This window comes from Shewanella sp. ENK2 (genome assembly GCF_043568515.1).
GTDB lineage: Bacteria > Pseudomonadota > Gammaproteobacteria > Enterobacterales > Shewanellaceae > Shewanella > Shewanella japonica.
In genome coordinates, this window is sequence record NZ_CP171406.1 from 2,350,857 (window position 1) to 2,367,293 (window position 16,437).

The 16,437-nt window shown below is 44.1% G+C and carries 7 protein-coding genes, 3 tRNA genes, 4 rRNA genes and 1 pseudogene; 13 read left to right on the forward strand and 2 right to left on the reverse strand.

Going from position 1 to position 16,437, the window contains the following annotated elements:
- Positions 1 to 13: 13 nt before the first annotated feature.
- From ACGEDC_RS10510 to lpxC, 4 genes are all read left to right on the forward strand, one after another.
- The gene (locus ACGEDC_RS10510) at positions 14 to 781 is read left to right on the forward strand and encodes a cell division protein FtsQ/DivIB (protein ID WP_394498112.1); all 768 of its coding nucleotides are present in this window, start codon (positions 14 to 16) and stop codon (positions 779 to 781) included.
- Positions 782 to 2,017, forward strand: a complete 1,236-nt coding sequence (ftsA, locus tag ACGEDC_RS10515; protein WP_055025203.1) for a cell division protein FtsA — start codon at positions 782 to 784, stop codon at positions 2,015 to 2,017.
- Between the two features lie 26 nt (positions 2,018 to 2,043).
- On the forward strand, positions 2,044 to 3,225 hold the full coding sequence (gene ftsZ, locus ACGEDC_RS10520) for a cell division protein FtsZ (protein ID WP_055025202.1): 1,182 nt from the start codon (positions 2,044 to 2,046) through the stop codon (positions 3,223 to 3,225).
- Positions 3,226 to 3,431: 206 nt separating this feature from the next.
- Positions 3,432 to 4,352 carry a UDP-3-O-acyl-N-acetylglucosamine deacetylase gene (lpxC, locus tag ACGEDC_RS10525; RefSeq protein ID WP_055025201.1) on the forward strand — a complete coding sequence of 307 codons (921 nt, stop codon included), beginning with the start codon at positions 3,432 to 3,434 and terminating at the stop codon, positions 4,350 to 4,352.
- A 4-nt stretch (positions 4,353 to 4,356) separates the two neighbouring features.
- Here the strand turns inward: lpxC and ACGEDC_RS10530 are convergent, their stop codons facing one another.
- Positions 4,357 to 4,809 carry a DUF721 domain-containing protein gene (locus ACGEDC_RS10530; RefSeq protein WP_055025294.1) on the reverse strand — a complete coding sequence of 151 codons (453 nt, stop codon included), beginning with the start codon at positions 4,807 to 4,809 and terminating at the stop codon, positions 4,357 to 4,359.
- Positions 4,810 to 4,836: 27 nt separating this feature from the next.
- Between ACGEDC_RS10530 and ACGEDC_RS10535 the strand changes: the two genes are divergently transcribed.
- The 9 genes and pseudogenes from ACGEDC_RS10535 (at position 4,837) to rrf (ACGEDC_RS10575) (ending at position 14,699) form a co-directional block, all read left to right on the forward strand.
- Positions 4,837 to 5,736, forward strand: coding sequence for a peptidoglycan DD-metalloendopeptidase family protein (locus ACGEDC_RS10535; protein ID WP_394498116.1), 900 nt, complete (start codon positions 4,837 to 4,839; stop codon positions 5,734 to 5,736).
- A 58-nt stretch (positions 5,737 to 5,794) separates the two neighbouring features.
- Positions 5,795 to 8,514, forward strand: a pseudogene (secA, locus tag ACGEDC_RS10540) (preprotein translocase subunit SecA).
- Positions 8,515 to 9,115: 601 nt separating this feature from the next.
- Positions 9,116 to 10,657, forward strand: a 16S ribosomal RNA gene (locus ACGEDC_RS10545).
- 73 nt (positions 10,658 to 10,730) lie between these two features.
- Positions 10,731 to 10,807, forward strand: a tRNA-Ile gene (locus ACGEDC_RS10550).
- 64 nt (positions 10,808 to 10,871) lie between these two features.
- Positions 10,872 to 10,947 (forward strand) — tRNA-Ala (locus ACGEDC_RS10555).
- A gap of 318 nt (positions 10,948 to 11,265) precedes the next feature.
- Positions 11,266 to 14,156 (forward strand): 23S ribosomal RNA (locus ACGEDC_RS10560).
- A gap of 168 nt (positions 14,157 to 14,324) precedes the next feature.
- Positions 14,325 to 14,440, forward strand: a 5S ribosomal RNA gene (gene rrf / locus ACGEDC_RS10565).
- A gap of 49 nt (positions 14,441 to 14,489) precedes the next feature.
- Positions 14,490 to 14,565, forward strand: a tRNA-Thr gene (locus tag ACGEDC_RS10570).
- Between the two features lie 18 nt (positions 14,566 to 14,583).
- Positions 14,584 to 14,699 (forward strand): 5S ribosomal RNA (gene rrf / locus ACGEDC_RS10575).
- The 16S, 23S and 5S rRNA genes sit together here with 3 tRNA genes alongside, the layout of an rRNA operon.
- 517 nt (positions 14,700 to 15,216) lie before the next feature.
- Here the strand turns inward: rrf (ACGEDC_RS10575) and ACGEDC_RS10580 are convergent.
- A protein-coding gene (locus tag ACGEDC_RS10580; RefSeq protein ID WP_394493236.1) for an IS3 family transposase occupies positions 15,217 to 16,406 on the reverse strand; the annotation gives its coding sequence in 2 pieces (ribosomal slippage) (positions 15,217 to 16,148 and positions 16,148 to 16,406; 1,191 coding nt in all).
- Between the last annotated feature and the right edge of the window lie 31 nt (positions 16,407 to 16,437).

Consider the following 16,437-nt stretch of genomic DNA (forward strand, 5'->3'; position numbering starts at 1 on the left):
AGTTACAGTAACCGTGGCGTGGAGTGATAAAGCTCGCCAATTAAAAGGCCATTTGAGTCAAGTCAATTGGTACTTATATACCGGATTACTGTTTTTACTGACAGTGCTGCTGACTATCGTGTGGGCTGGCTTAAAGCTGAATGTATTATTGAACGATGCAGATGCATTGCCTATTGATGCTGTAGCGATTAAAGGTGAGCGAATTTATACCACAGATGCAGAGATTCAAGCTGCATTACAAGCATTAATGCAGCGCAGTTTTTTTAGTGCAGATGTGGTTGAAGTGCAGCAAGCGCTAGAAGCATTACCTTGGGTACATCATGCGTCAGTGAGACGTGAATGGCCGGCTAAATTGAAGGTAACATTACAAGAGCAACAGGCTGTAGCACACTGGAATGGTGATGATTGGCTTAATGTTCATGGTGATGTGTTTATTGCTCAATCACATGAAAGTATCTCAGCATTACCAATGCTTTCTGGCCCAGAAGATATGTCTTCTGAAGTGTTAACGAGTTATCAGCAATTGGCTGATTTATTGAGTATTAATGGTTTTAAGCTTGCGAGTTTAAGTTTAAGCCCACGGCATGCATGGCATGCGACATTGGATAACGGCATCCTTCTTGAATTAGGTCGAGAAGATAAGATGTCGAGAATACAAAGATTTATAAATGTTTATCCTGAAATAACAAAAAATGACAAGCCAATAGCAACCATTGATTTACGCTATGACACGGGTGTTGCCGTTGGCTGGGACGATACTAACACAGAGAGTCGACACTAAATGACCAAGAATCAGGAAAGAAATCTTATCGTAGGCTTAGACATTGGCACGTCCAAAGTCGCAGTGATCATTGGTGAAGTGCTACCCGATGGTGAGATAAGTGTGGTCGGTTTAGGTAACCATCCTTCACGTGGCATGGATAAAGGTGGTGTGAATGATTTGGACTCTATTGTAAAAAGTGTTCAACGTGCACTTGACCAAGCTGAACTAATGGCTGACTGCCAAGTATCATCAGTCTATTTAAGCATTTCAGGTAAGCACATCGCCTGCCAAAATGAAAATGGCATGGTGTCAATTAATGATGAAGAAGTAACGCAAGAAGATGTGGACAATGTGATTCACACCGCTCGCTCAGTTAAGATCCCAACAGAGAGAAGGATCTTACATGTGTTACCGCAAGAATATTCTATCGATGTGCAAGATGGTATTAAGAGCCCAATTGGCATGTCAGGTATGCGTATGGAAGCAAAAGCCCATATTGTCACTTGTGCAAACGATATGGCAAAGAACATCACCAAGAGTGTTGAGCGTTGTGGCTTAACAGTAGATGACTTAGTTTTTTCAGGTATTGCTTCCGCTGATTCTGTTTTAACTAATGATGAAAAAGATTTGGGTGTATGTATTGTCGATATTGGTGGCGGAACGACTGATATCGCGGTTTATACCAATGGTGCATTACGACATTGTGCAGTGATTTCTGTAGCCGGTAACCAAGTAACGAGCGATATTGCGAAGATTTTTAGAACGCCATTAACTCATGCCGAGCAAATTAAAGTGCAATTTGCTAGTGCACGAAGTTCAATGGTGAGCCGTGAAGACAGTATTGAAGTTCCATCAGTGGGTGGTCGTCCTTCACGCAGTATGTCTCGTCATACGTTGGCAGAAGTCGTAGAACCAAGATACCAAGAATTATTTGAATTGGTATTAAAAGAATTAACTGACAGTGGTTTAGAAGATCAAATTGCTGCAGGGATTGTATTAACGGGCGGAACAGCTTCTATTACAGGTGCTGTTGATATTGCTGAAGCAACTTTCGGCATGCCAGTTAGGGTAGCGTCACCGCTACCAGTGAAAGGCTTAAATGAATATGTTGATCAACCTATTTACTCAACAGGAATAGGTTTGCTTCATTATGGCGCCAGACGCGTTATCGAACGTCAGTTCGAACGTCCTGAGCGTCAAGGGGTTACCAGTCTTTTGAATCGGGTCAAAAGCTGGTTTAAGGGTGAATTTTAATAACGCAGGCAAACGGAGATCAGACAATGTTTGAGATCATGGACACTCATAATGACGAGGCGGTGATTAAGGTCATCGGCGTCGGTGGTGGCGGCGGAAACGCTGTCGAACATATGGTTAAACACAGCATCGAAGGTGTTGAGTTTATTGTAACGAATACGGATGCTCAGGCATTACGCAAATCAGGCGCTGGCTCAACAATTCAATTAGGACGTGATGTCACTAAAGGGTTAGGTGCTGGAGCGAACCCTGATGTGGGTCGCCAAGCTGCAGTTGAAGATAAAGAAAACATCCGCGCTGCGATTAAAGGCTCTGACATGGTCTTCATTGCTGCAGGTATGGGTGGCGGAACGGGTACTGGTGCTGCACCAGTCGTTGCAGAAATCGCTCGCGAAGAAGGCATTTTAACAGTAGCGGTAGTTACCAAGCCGTTTCCGTTTGAAGGCAAAAAGCGCATGACGTTTGCTGATCAAGGCATTGCGGAGCTAGCAAAACATGTTGACTCATTGATCACAATTCCGAATGAGAAATTGTTGAAAGTCTTGGGCCGTGGAACGTCATTGCTAGACGCTTTCGCTGCGGCAAACAATGTTTTATTAGGCGCAGTGCAAGGTATTGCTGAACTAATTACGCGTCCTGGTCTAATTAACGTGGATTTCGCCGATGTGAAAACCGTGATGTCAGAAATGGGTAATGCCATGATGGGCACAGGTGTTGCAACTGGTGATGATCGTGCAGAAGAAGCTGCGGAAGCTGCAGTTGCAAGTCCTTTACTAGAAGATATTGATCTAGCTGGCGCGCGTGGCGTATTGGTCAACATTACAGCCGGTATGGATATCAGTATTGAAGAGCTTGAGACTGTGGGTAACCACGTAAAAGCATACGCTTCTGATAATGCGACAGTGGTTGTTGGTGCAGTTATTGATCCAGAAATGAGCGAAGAGTTACGTGTAACTGTTGTTGCTACAGGAATCGGCGCTGAGAAAAAGCCTGATATTCAATTAGTGACTAAGCCTGTTGCTCGTCCAGAGCCTGCACCGGTTATTGAGCCTAAAGTTGAACCTGCAGAAGAGCCAGTACCAGCCGCTAGCTATGTAGCGCCTACTGGAAATGCGGTTCCAGCACAGCAACCTGCGGCGCAACCTGCAACGCGTGCTGACGGTGATTACTTAGATATTCCAGCATTTTTACGTAAGCAAGCTGATTAATTGTTGAAAGTAAAAATGAAAATCTAAAAACGCTAAGATGTTGATAAAATGTTACTTGTGTAAGTAGAGGCGTAGAAAAACACAGTAAAGGAGTCTTTTTTGTGAAAAGACAATTTTATGGTAGTATATCGCCTCAGCTTACTGGGTAAACTCAGTAAAAGCAGTGCAATAATGTTTATTAATAAGTGATTAAAACGGGTAACTGAATGATTTTTCAAAGAACTGTTCAAAAAATGGTGAAGAGTACTGGTGTCGGATTGCATTCCGGCAACAAGGTAACTCTGTGCATTATGCCCGCACCTGTTAACACTGGTATCGTACTAAGACGTACAGATTTAACGCCTGCAGTGGAAATTCCTGCTAAGGCAAATCTTGTTCGTGAAACAACAATGTGTACGGCATTGGTTAATGACGAAGGTGTTCGCATTTCGACTATTGAACATTTATTCGCAGCGCTTGCAGGCCTTGGCATAGATAACGCTGTTATCGAAGTTGATGCTCCTGAAATCCCGATTATGGATGGCAGTGCAAGCCCGTTTGTTTTTTTACTGCAAAGTGCAGGTATTAAAGAACAAGCAGCCGCTAAAAAATACATTAAGATCAATCAAACCATTCGTGTTGAAGATGGAGATAAATGGGCTGAATTAAAACCATTTAAAGGTTTTAGAGTTGATTTCAAAATTGACTTCAATCACCCAGAAATTTCGCGTAGTCAGCAACACATGGTGATGGATTTTTCAACATCTGCGTTTGTTAAAGATATTAGCCGAGCAAGAACGTTTGGCTTTATGCAAGATATTGAATACCTAAGAGCTAACAATTTAGCGTTAGGTGGCAGCATGGAAAATGCTGTAGTGCTTGATGAGTATCGTGTTCTTAACCCTGATGGTCTGCGATATGAAGACGAATTTGTTAAGCATAAGATTCTTGATGCGTTCGGTGATTTATATGTAGCAGGACATGCCATTGTTGGTGAGTTCTGTGCGTATAAAACTGGTCATGCTCTAAACAACCAATTGGTAAGAGCATTACTGGCACAACAAGAAGCTTGGGAGTTAGTCAGCTTTGAAAATGAAGTTGATGTACCACTTAGCTTTATGGTGCCGGGCGCTGTATCTTTAGCGTAAAGAGTTAAGATTGCCTATTACGGCTGGCTAATGCAGCCAGCCGTTTTAGTTTTTCACCAAGAGACCCTTCAACGTGATCAGCCAATGTTTGCAGATGCTCTGCAGCGACAGGGCTGATTTTTGCGTAATTAGTTGGTGCTTTACTTGGTGTTATTGCTAACCCTGGGTTGACTTTAACCTCTATTGCGGTAAGCATTGGAAGCGTCTCTTCCTGAAGTTGTTGCAGTAGTTTGGTCTTTTGGAAATTTATTCTAGCAGCCCATGCAGCCGAAGTAGTTTCAATAACAAGAACACCCTGACGAAGATTAGCGACTTTTAGCTGCTCACTAACAGGGCCATTTAAACTCTGCTTTACGTAAGTATTCAGCTGGTTTAATAGCTCTGCTTTTTCAGCTAGTTCCGGTAATGTTCCCGATTGATGTAGTAATCTACTGAGATCTTGAGGGGGCTTTTTCATATGATAATAAGATGGCTGAGTTAGGCTATGAGTGTAACAGTTTTTATTCAAGGTCGAAATGGAGTAACACGTTGGCATCCTAGCAAACGTTGGTTGCTTCTACCTATCCTATTAGTGGCAGCAGGAACTGGTCTTTACCAGCAAAATGCTGATCGCTTTGCTGCACAGCAGACGAAAGTTGATGAAAATCAAAAGTTGCGTGAACAGCAAAAACAACAAGTTCTAGACCTCAAAAAAGCGACTGAAACTCAACTAAGTGCATTAGTTGCTCACGTCGCACGCATGCAAGCTAATGTGACTCGTTTAGAGGCATTAGGCCAGCAAGTCGCCGAAAACAATTTACTTGAAGATCAATTTGATTTTACTGCTGACGTTGGTGTTGGTGGGTTAAGTGAAATCGGTGCAGGTGTTGAATTAAACCAACTGCTAGACGATATGTCGCAGCTGGCATCCAGAATTGATAATAATAATGTTCAGTTAGCACTACTTGAAACTGTGTCAACTAATCTCCATATAGATAAAGAACGTTATATATCAGGGCGACCAATTGTCAAAGGTTGGTTATCTTCGCCCTACGGTTTACGAAATGACCCTTTTAATGGTCGTAGAACAATGCATAAAGGCATTGATTTTGCGGGTAAAGAAGGAGGCGATGTTATCGCGACTGCTGCAGGCGTGGTGACATGGTCAGGAAATATGCTTGGTTATGGTGGGCTTGTCGAAATTGATCATGGAAATGGTCTTCGAACCCGCTATGGACACAATAAATCTATGTCAGTAAACGTAGGTGACGTCGTTGCCAAAGGCGATAAAATTGCCAGTATGGGTAGCACAGGCCGTTCAACCGGTCCCCACGTGCATTACGAAGTATTGCGAAACGGACAACAAATCGATCCTAGAAAGTTCGTTTATCGCAAGGCTAGTTAATAACATTTTCGGTTAAGTCGCTCAATTGAGCTCAACCTACAAGAGATAAGTGATTAAGATGTTAGGCAAATTACTGACAAAAGTATTCGGCAGTCGTAACGACCGTACCTTGAAAGGCCTTGGTAAAGTTGTAACTAAAATTAATGCATTAGAAGCTGAATATGAAAAGCTGACTGATGAAGAATTAAAAGCAAAAACGGACGAGTTCCGTCAGCGTATTGAAAATGGCGAAACGTTAGACGCAATTATGGCTGAAGCATTCGCAACAGTGCGTGAAGCCTCTAAACGTGTATTCGAAATGCGTCACTTCGATGTGCAGTTATTAGGTGGTATGGTGCTAGATAGTAACCGTATTGCTGAAATGAGAACAGGTGAAGGTAAAACATTAACCGCTACCTTGCCTGCTTATTTAAATGGTATTACAGGTAAAGGTGTTCACGTTATTACCGTGAATGATTACCTAGCAGCACGTGATGCAGAAAATAACCGACCTTTATTTGAATTCTTAGGCTTAACTGTTGGCATTAACGTGGCAGGTTTAGGTCAAGTCGAGAAAAAGAAGCGTATAACTCAGATATTACTTACGGTACTAACAACGAGTTTGGTTTTGATTACCTTCGTGACAACATGGCATTTTCGCCTCAAGAACGTGTTCAGCGTCCATTACATTACGCCCTAATTGATGAAGTCGACTCAATCTTAATTGATGAAGCACGTACGCCGTTGATTATTTCTGGCGCAGCCGAAAATAGCTCTGAGTTGTACATAAAAGTTAATACACTTATTCCTAATCTTATCGTTCAAGAAAAAGAAGATACTGAAGATGAAATTGGTGAAGGTGATTTCAGTATTGATGAAAAGGCTAAGCAAGTTCACTTTACAGAACGTGGTCAAGAAAAAGTAGAAACTTTGCTTATCGAGCTGGGTGTATTGGCTGAAGGTGATTCACTTTATTCAGCAGCTAACATCTCGTTGCTGCATCATGTTAACGCAGCGCTTCGTGCGCACACTTTGTTCGAGCGTGATGTCGATTACATTGTTAAAAACGGCGAAGTTGTTATTGTTGATGAACATACTGGTCGTACAATGCCAGGACGTCGTTGGTCTGAAGGTTTACACCAAGCTGTAGAAGCTAAAGAAGGTGTTAATATTCAGAATGAAAACCAGACATTAGCATCTATCACATTCCAAAATTACTTCCGTCAATACGAGAAGTTAGCCGGTATGACAGGTACAGCTGATACTGAAGCATTTGAATTCCAACATATCTACGGGCTAGATACGGTTGTAGTTCCGACGAACAAGCCAATGATTCGTAATGATATGGCTGACTTGGTGTACTTAACAGCTGCTGAAAAGTACAACGCAATTATTGATGATATTAAAGGTTGTCGTGAGCGTGGTCAGCCAGTGCTAGTTGGTACAGTATCAATTGAGCAATCTGAATTATTAGCAACACTTTTAAAGCAAGCTAAGATCCCGCACTCAGTATTGAATGCGAAGTTTCATGAAAAAGAAGCACAGATTGTTGCAGATGCGGGTAGTTCAGGCACGGTAACTATTGCTACTAATATGGCAGGTCGTGGTACCGATATCGTCTTAGGTGGTAACTGGAAGGTTCAAGTTGATGCATTAAAGAACCCAACAGATGATCAAATTGCTAAAATTAAAGCTGAATGGCAAGTTCGTCATGATGCAGTAATTGCAGCTGGCGGTTTACACATCTTAGGTACAGAACGTCACGAATCTCGTCGTATTGATAACCAATTACGTGGTCGTGCTGGTCGTCAAGGTGATGCAGGTTCTTCACGCTTCTACTTATCAATGGAAGATAGCTTAATGCGTATCTTTGCATCAGATAAAGTAACGGGCATGATGAAAAAACTAGGTATGGAAGAAGGCGAAGCCATCGAACATCCTTGGGTATCACGTGCTATTGAAAATGCACAACGCAAAGTAGAAGCACGTAACTTCGATATTCGTAAGCAATTGCTTGAGTATGACGATGTTGCTAATGACCAACGTCAAGTCGTTTACTCACAACGTAATGAGTTAATGGATGCTGAAAGTATCGAAGATACGATTTCAAATATCGAACAAGATGTAGTAAGCAGTGTGATTGATCAATATATTCCGCAACAATCTGTTGAAGAGCTTTGGGATGTTCCAGGTTTAGAGCAACGATTAGAACAAGAATATGGTTTAAAACTGACAATCCAACACTGGTTAGATACTGAAGATGATCTTCATGAAGAAACTTTACGTGAGCGTATCGTCAACAGTTGGAGCGATGCATACAAAGCCAAAGAAGAAATGGTTGGCTCACAAGTGCTTCGTCAATTTGAAAAAGCGGTAATGCTGCAAACTCTTGATGGTTTGTGGAAAGAGCATTTAGCGGCAATGGATCATTTACGTCAAGGTATCCACTTACGTGGTTATGCTCAAAAGAACCCTAAGCAAGAATATAAACGTGAATCGTTTGAATTGTTCCAGCAAATGCTTGAGTCACTCAAACAAGATGTGATTAGTGTCCTTTCAAAAGTTCAGGTACAAGCACAGTCTGATGTTGATGAAATGGAACAGCGTCGCCGTGAAGAAGAAGCTAAGATCCAACGTGATTATCAACACGCTGCTTCAGAAGCGTTAACTGACAACAGTGAAGTAGAAGCGGCGATGCCAAGAACGGTAATCCGTGATGGTGAGAAAGTTGGTCGCAATGATCCTTGCCCTTGTGGTTCTGGTAAGAAGTACAAACAATGTCACGGTAAATTAAGCTAAAAACGCTTTCTTTATATAGAACTAAAAAGCAGCTATTAATAGCTGCTTTTTTTATATCCTGATTTTAGGCTGAAAAAACACCATTGTTCTTGTATTTGTGGATAACTATGGGGGTAAATAGTGTGTAGCTTGTGGCTAATGAAAAACATGCAAAAAAATCATATTTTTTTGCAAAAAGCCCTGCACGGTTTCATAATCTCCCTATAATGCGCATCCACTGACACGGCAAACCACGCAATAGCATGGTGTACACGCCAAATCAGTTCACTGAAAAGTGACGCTGAAAAGAGTTTTTAAATTAGTTTAAAAATCACTTGACGCGATACGGGAATTGCGTAAAATACGCATCCCTAGCCACTCGGGCTTACCGAGATGCGCTAACGCTCTTTAACAATTTATCAAGTAATCTGTGTGGACACTCACAGGTGTTGAGTTAATCGAAATTGCTGACTTCTTTCTCGTAAAGAATGCAGCAATCAAAATTATTATCAATGTAACGATGAGTGTTCATAGCAATATGTAACAAACAGGATGTAGATTCTTCCGAGTCTGCATAATGTAATCAGAATTCATTGAGCCGAGACTTAGTCTCAAAAAACTTTAATTGAAGAGTTTGATCATGGCTCAGATTGAACGCTGGCGGCAGGCCTAACACATGCAAGTCGAGCGGTAACAGAAAGTAGCTTGCTACTTTGCTGACGAGCGGCGGACGGGTGAGTAATGCCTAGGGATCTGCCCAGTCGAGGGGGATAACAGTTGGAAACGACTGCTAATACCGCATACGCCCTACGGGGGAAAGGAGGGGACCTTCGGGCCTTTCGCGATTGGATGAACCTAGGTGGGATTAGCTAGTTGGTAAGGTAATGGCTTACCAAGGCGACGATCCCTAGCTGTTCTGAGAGGATGATCAGCCACACTGGGACTGAGACACGGCCCAGACTCCTACGGGAGGCAGCAGTGGGGAATATTGCACAATGGGGGAAACCCTGATGCAGCCATGCCGCGTGTGTGAAGAAGGCCTTCGGGTTGTAAAGCACTTTCAGTAGGGAGGAAAGGTAGCAGCTTAATACGTTGTTGCTGTGACGTTACCTACAGAAGAAGGACCGGCTAACTTCGTGCCAGCAGCCGCGGTAATACGAGGGGTCCAAGCGTTAATCGGAATTACTGGGCGTAAAGCGTACGCAGGCGGTTCATTAAGCCAGATGTGAAATCCCCGGGCTCAACCTGGGAATTGCATTTGGAACTGGTGAACTAGAGTCTTGTAGAGGGGGTAGAATTTCAGGTGTAGCGGTGAAATGCGTAGAGATCTGAAGGAATACCGGTGGCGAAGGCGGCCCCCTGGACAAAGACTGACGCTCATGTACGAAAGCGTGGGGAGCAAACAGGATTAGATACCCTGGTAGTCCACGCCGTAAACGATGTCTACTCGGAGTTTGGTGCCTTGAGCACTGGGCTCCCAAGCTAACGCATTAAGTAGACCGCCTGGGGAGTACGGCCGCAAGGTTAAAACTCAAATGAATTGACGGGGGCCCGCACAAGCGGTGGAGCATGTGGTTTAATTCGATGCAACGCGAAGAACCTTACCTACTCTTGACATCCAGAGAACTTTTCAGAGATGAATTGGTGCCTTCGGGAACTCTGAGACAGGTGCTGCATGGCTGTCGTCAGCTCGTGTTGTGAAATGTTGGGTTAAGTCCCGCAACGAGCGCAACCCCTATCCTTATTTGCCAGCGCGTAATGGCGGGAACTCTAGGGAGACTGCCGGTGATAAACCGGAGGAAGGTGGGGACGACGTCAAGTCATCATGGCCCTTACGAGTAGGGCTACACACGTGCTACAATGGCGAGTACAGAGGGTTGCAAAGCCGCAAGGTCTAGCTAATCTCATAAAGCTCGTCGTAGTCCGGATTGGAGTCTGCAACTCGACTCCATGAAGTCGGAATCGCTAGTAATCGTAGATCAGAATGCTACGGTGAATACGTTCCCGGGCCTTGTACACACCGCCCGTCACACCATGGGAGTGGGCTGCACCAGAAGTAGATAGTCTAACCTTCGGGAGGACGTTTACCACGGTGTGGTTCATGACTGGGGTGAAGTCGTAACAAGGTAGCCCTAGGGGAACCTGGGGCTGGATCACCTCCTTACCTATACGACTAACTTAATGTTTGTTGAGTGTTCACACAGATTACTTGATAGAAAGTAAGAGCAAATTACGTTGGGTCTGTAGCTCAGCTGGTTAGAGCGCACCCCTGATAAGGGTGAGGTCGGTGGTTCAAGTCCACTCTGACCCACCAAAATCTTTGTTTTCTCCTAAACAAGATTTTGTATTAACGTAAATTTGTTTGACTGCATGTAAATGGGGCTATAGCTCAGCTGGGAGAGCGCCTGCCTTGCACGCAGGAGGTCTGCGGTTCGATCCCGCATAGCTCCACCATTTACTTGCTCATGGATAGAGACGCCAAAGATAAAACGACAGTTTTATCTTTGGCTTTTTTAAGCCCGCTCTTTAACAATTTGGAAAGCTGATAGTATTTAATTACATGAGTCTGTCATGTTAATTAATACAAATCGTATTACTGGGAAGTTAATCCCTTTTTAGTAATACATTGAGTTCTCAAAACACTTTATTAAGTGTCTTGAATATTCTAAAACTAAGGCGAATTTGTGTAGTGTTAATTCACATGCAAATTATGTAATAAACCAGCTAGTTACGGTACAACTTGAGTTTCTTTGAAACTTATTTGGGTTGTATGGTTAAGTGACTAAGCGTATACGGTGGATGCCTTGGCAGTCAGAGGCGATGAAGGACGTAGTAACTTGCGAAAAGCGTTGGCGAGCTAGTAACAAGCATTTGAGCTAACGATGTCCGAATGGGGAAACCCGGCCACATAAGTGGTCATCATACAGTGAATACATAGCTGTATGAGGCGAACTCGGGGAACTGAAACATCTAAGTACCCGAAGGAAAAGAAATCAACCGAGATTCCCCTAGTAGCGGCGAGCGAACGGGGATTAGCCCTTAAGTCTATGGGGTGTTAGTGGAATGTGTTGGAAAGCACAGCGGCACAGGGTGATAGCCCCGTACACGAAAACTAACCATAGATGAAATCGAGTAAGGCGGGACACGTGACATCCTGTTTGAATATGGGGGGACCATCCTCCAAGGCTAAATACTCCTGACTGACCGATAGTGAACCAGTACCGTGAGGGAAAGGCGAAAAGAACCCCTGTGAGGGAGTGAAATAGAACCTGAAACCGTATACGTACAAGCAGTGGGAGCGGTTCTTGAGACCGTGACTGCGTACCTTTTGTATAATGGGTCAGCGACTTACGTTTTGTAGCGAGGTTAAGCGAATAGCGGAGCCGTAGGGAAACCGAGTGTTAACTGCGCGTTTAGTTGCAAGGCGTAGACCCGAAACCGAGTGATCTAGCCATGGGCAGGTTGAAGGTTGAGTAACATCAACTGGAGGACCGAACCGACTAATGTTGAAAAATTAGCGGATGACTTGTGGCTGGGGGTGAAAGGCCAATCAAACTCGGAGATATCTGGTTCTCCTCGAAAGCTATTTAGGTAGCGCCTCGAGCGAATACCACTGGGGGTAGAGCACTGTTAAGGCTAGGGGGTCATCCCGACTTACCAACCCTTTGCAAACTCCGAATACCAGTGAGTACTACTCGGGAGACAGACGGCGGGTGCTAACGTCCGTCGTCAAAAGGGAAACAACCCAGACCATCAGCTAAGGTCCCAAAGTTATTGCTAAGTGGGAAACGATGTGGGAAGGCTTAGACAGCTAGGATGTTGGCTTAGAAGCAGCCATCATTTAAAGAAAGCGTAATAGCTCACTAGTCGAGTCGGCCTGCGCGGAAGATTTAACGGGGCTAAGCAATACACCGAAGCTATGGGTTTGCACTTAGGTGCAAGCGGTAGAGGAGCGTTCTGTAAGCGGTTGAAGGTGAAGGGGTAACCCACACTGGACGTATCAGAAGTGCGAATGCTGACATGAGTAACGATAATGGGGGTGAAAAACCCCCACGCCGAAAGACCAAGGGTTCCTGTCCAACGTTAATCGGGGCAGGGTGAGTCGACCCCTAAGGCGAGGCTGAAAGGCGTAGTCGATGGGAAACAGGTCAATATTCCTGTACTTTTGCTAACTGCGATGGAGAGACGGAGAAGGCTAGGCTAGCGCGGCGTTGGTTGTCCGCGTTTAAGGTTGTAGGCTGTTCACTTAGGCAAATCCGGGTGAACATTAGGCTGAGAGCTGATGACGAGCCACTAAGGTGGTGAAGTAGTTGATGCCATGCTTCCAGGAAAATCTTCTAAGCTTCAGGTTAGTAGGAATCGTACCCCAAACCGACACAGGTGGTCGGGTAGAGAATACCAAGGCGCTTGAGAGAACTCGGCTGAAGGAACTAGGCAAAATGGTACCGTAACTTCGGGAGAAGGTACGCTCCTGACGGTGATGAGACTTGCTCTCTAAGCTGTTGGGAGTCGCAGATACCAGGTGGCTGCAACTGTTTATCAAAAACACAGTACTGTGCAAAATCGCAAGATGACGTATACGGTATGACGCCTGCCCGGTGCTTGAAGGTTAATTGATTGGGTTATCTTCGGAGAAGCTCATGATCGAAGCCCAAGTAAACGGCGGCCGTAACTATAACGGTCCTAAGGTAGCGAAATTCCTTGTCGGGTAAGTTCCGACCTGCACGAATGGCGTAATGATGGCCACGCTGTCTCCAGCCGAGACTCAGTGAAGTTGAAATTGCGGTGAAGATGCCGTATACCCGCGGCTAGACGGAAAGACCCCGTGAACCTTTACTATAGCTTGGCACTGAACATTGAACCTACATGTGTAGGATAGGTGGGAGACTTTGAAGCTTCGTCGCTAGATGGAGTGGAGTCAATCTTGAAATACCACCCTTGTAGTTTTGATGTTCTAACCGTGACCCCTAATCGGGGTTCGGGACAGTGCCTGGTGGGTAGTTTGACTGGGGCGGTCTCCTCCCAAAGAGTAACGGAGGAGCACGAAGGTTGGCTAAGTACGGTCGGACATCGTACGGTTAGTGCAATGGCATAAGCCAGCTTAACTGCGAGACATACACGTCGAGCAGGTACGAAAGTAGGTCATAGTGATCCGGTGGTTCTGTATGGAAGGGCCATCGCTCAACGGATAAAAGGTACTCCGGGGATAACAGGCTGATACCGCCCAAGAGTTCATATCGACGGCGGTGTTTGGCACCTCGATGTCGGCTCATCACATCCTGGGGCTGAAGTCGGTCCCAAGGGTATGGCTGTTCGCCATTTAAAGTGGTACGCGAGCTGGGTTCAGAACGTCGTGAGACAGTTCGGTCCCTATCTGCCGTGGGCGTTGGATGATTGAAGGAAGCTGCTCCTAGTACGAGAGGACCGGAGTGGACGAACCGCTGGTGTTCGGGTTGTTATGCCAATAGCATTGCCCGGTAGCTACGTTCGGAATCGATAACCGCTGAAAGCATCTAAGCGGGAAGCGAGTCCTAAGATGAGTCATCCCTAGGAATTTAATTCCTCTAAAGAGCCGTTCGAGACTAGGACGTTGATAGGCAGGGTGTGTAAGCGTTGTGAGGCGTTGAGCTAACCTGTACTAATGACTCGTGAGGCTTAACCATACAACCCAGATGAGTTTTATCTGAGTTGGTGGTAACTAGATTTATTACTTACTGTTAAAGGTAAGACTTAGTGAAGAATATAAAGCACTTAATAAAGTAGAAAACTCAAAGAAACAAACAGCTTTCCGAATTTAGTTAATTGCGATAAGCGATTAACATCCGAATTTGCTTGGTGACAATAGCATTGTGGTACCACCTGATCCCATCCCGAACTCAGTAGTGAAACGCAATCGCGCCGATGATAGTGTGGGGTCTCCCCATGTGAAAGTAGGTCATCGCCAAGCGCCTAATTTAAGTCTCAAATTACTGAAAAGTAATCTTGAGCAAGATCATGCTGATATGGCTCAGTCGGTAGAGCGCATCCTTGGTAAGGATGAGGTCCCCAGTTCGATTCTGGGTATCAGCACCATCTTTAAAACCAGATTTGTCTGGGGACAATAGCATTGTGGTACCACCTGATCCCATCCCGAACTCAGTAGTGAAACGCAATCGCGCCGATGATAGTGTGGGGTCTCCCCATGTGAAAGTAGGTCATTCCCAGACACCAAATAATGATAAGCCCGCTACTACGTAGCGGGCTTTTTCGTCATAAAACATTTTTATTAACTTAGTCAGAGCAATTATCATTAGCTAAAGAATATTGGGTGTTGTTTAACAGTGTGTAATGAACAATTTCAATATGGCAGCGGTATAAGATGATTAAAAAACTGTAGGCCTAAGGATAAGTGGTTCTAAGCTTTTATATGACTTACTGAGAGCAATTAAACGACTAATCACAGTTTTTGAGAAGAACTAAAAAATCATACTGTGTTTACCTGGTGGTTAGTTCCTGGTGGTTAGTTCCTGGTGGTTAGTTATAGAGGCTCAGTTAATTATTCTTTCAATAAATACATCAGTTAAAAAATTGGTTTCATAATAAAAGAATCCAGTCATTCATAGAATAACGCTTGCTAATGATTAGGTTTATTGTATTTTTCTATACCTTCTATACCTTCTATACCTTCTATACCTTCTATACCTTCTATACCTTCTATACCTTCTATACCTTCTATTGTAGTGGTCAAGTTAAATTGGCCACGGTTTTATAGTTTAGCCAGTACCTTTTCTCTGACTCGTTTGGTGTTAAACCGCCATTATGTTGATGCGGCCTAACGTGGCTGTAATAGCCAATAATATATTTCGTTATATCTATCTTAGCTTCATTAAAACTTCGATAGCCTACCGTTGGCACCCATTCGGTCTTCAAACTTCTAAAGAACCGTTCCATTGGTGCATTATCCCAACAGTTACCGCGACGACTCATGCTTTGTGTTATCTGGTAACGCCACAGTCGTTGCCTGAACTTTCTGCTTGTGTAATGACTTCCTTGGTCACTATGAAACATAACGTTATCAGGTCTACCACGAAGCTCATAAGCCATCGTTAATACTTTGGCGGTTAACTCACTATCAGGTGAATGTGACATAGCCCAACCAATAGGTTTACGAGCAAACAAGTCAATTACCACTGCTAAGTACGCCCAACGGTTGCCAGTCCAAATATAAGTCACATCACCACACCAGACTTGATTTGGCTCAGTAACATCAAACTGACGCTCTAGCAAGTTAGGGATTGCCACATGCTTTTTAGAGCCTTTCTTATAAGCATGTTGTGGCAATTGGCAGCTAACCAGTTCTAGGTCTTTCATAAACCTTGTCGCGCGATATCGGCTTAACTGAAAACCACGCTGCGTTACAATTTCAGCAATGGTTCTTGCACCTGCGGAGCCTCCACTTAGTTCATGCGCTGACTTTACTTCAGCTCGCAACTTAATTTCTTCTGGAGGCAATGACGTATCACGCAAGCACCAGTATTTATAACTGCTGCGATGGACATCAAATACATCACACAACGTTTGAATCGAATATCTGGCTTTATGGCTCTGATTGAGTTTTTCGATTAATTCGAATTGTTCAGTGAGTCCGACATCAACAGAGCCGTAGCCTTTTTTAGAATTTCCTTTTCTAATTCAATGCGCTCAATCTTCTTCTCAAGCTCACGTATCTTAAGCTGCTCAGGGGTCATAGGTGTCGCTTTCGGGGCTTTACCTTGGCGCTCTTCTTTTAACTGTTTAACCCACTTACCAATTGTTGAAAAACCAACATTCATGGCCTTGGCTGCTTCTTCATGAGTGTAACCATGGTCGACCACCAATTGTGCCGTTTCCAATCTAAATTCTGGACTGAAATTTTTACGTGACTTCTTAGCCATTATCTTCACCTAATACTGCTATGAATTAATC

Excerpts from the sequence above, each read along its gene's own strand:
- ftsZ (WP_055025202.1), top strand. The coding sequence starts at position 2,044 with ATGTTTGAGATCATGGACACTCATAATGACGAGGCGGTGATTAAGGTC.
- ftsA (WP_055025203.1), top strand. The coding sequence starts at position 782 with ATGACCAAGAATCAGGAAAGAAATCTTATCGTAGGCTTAGACATTGGC.
- ACGEDC_RS10535 (WP_394498116.1), top strand. The coding sequence starts at position 4,837 with ATGAGTGTAACAGTTTTTATTCAAGGTCGAAATGGAGTAACACGTTGG.
- lpxC (WP_055025201.1), top strand. The coding sequence starts at position 3,432 with ATGATTTTTCAAAGAACTGTTCAAAAAATGGTGAAGAGTACTGGTGTC.
- ACGEDC_RS10530 (WP_055025294.1), bottom strand. The coding sequence starts at position 4,809 with ATGAAAAAGCCCCCTCAAGATCTCAGTAGATTACTACATCAATCGGGA.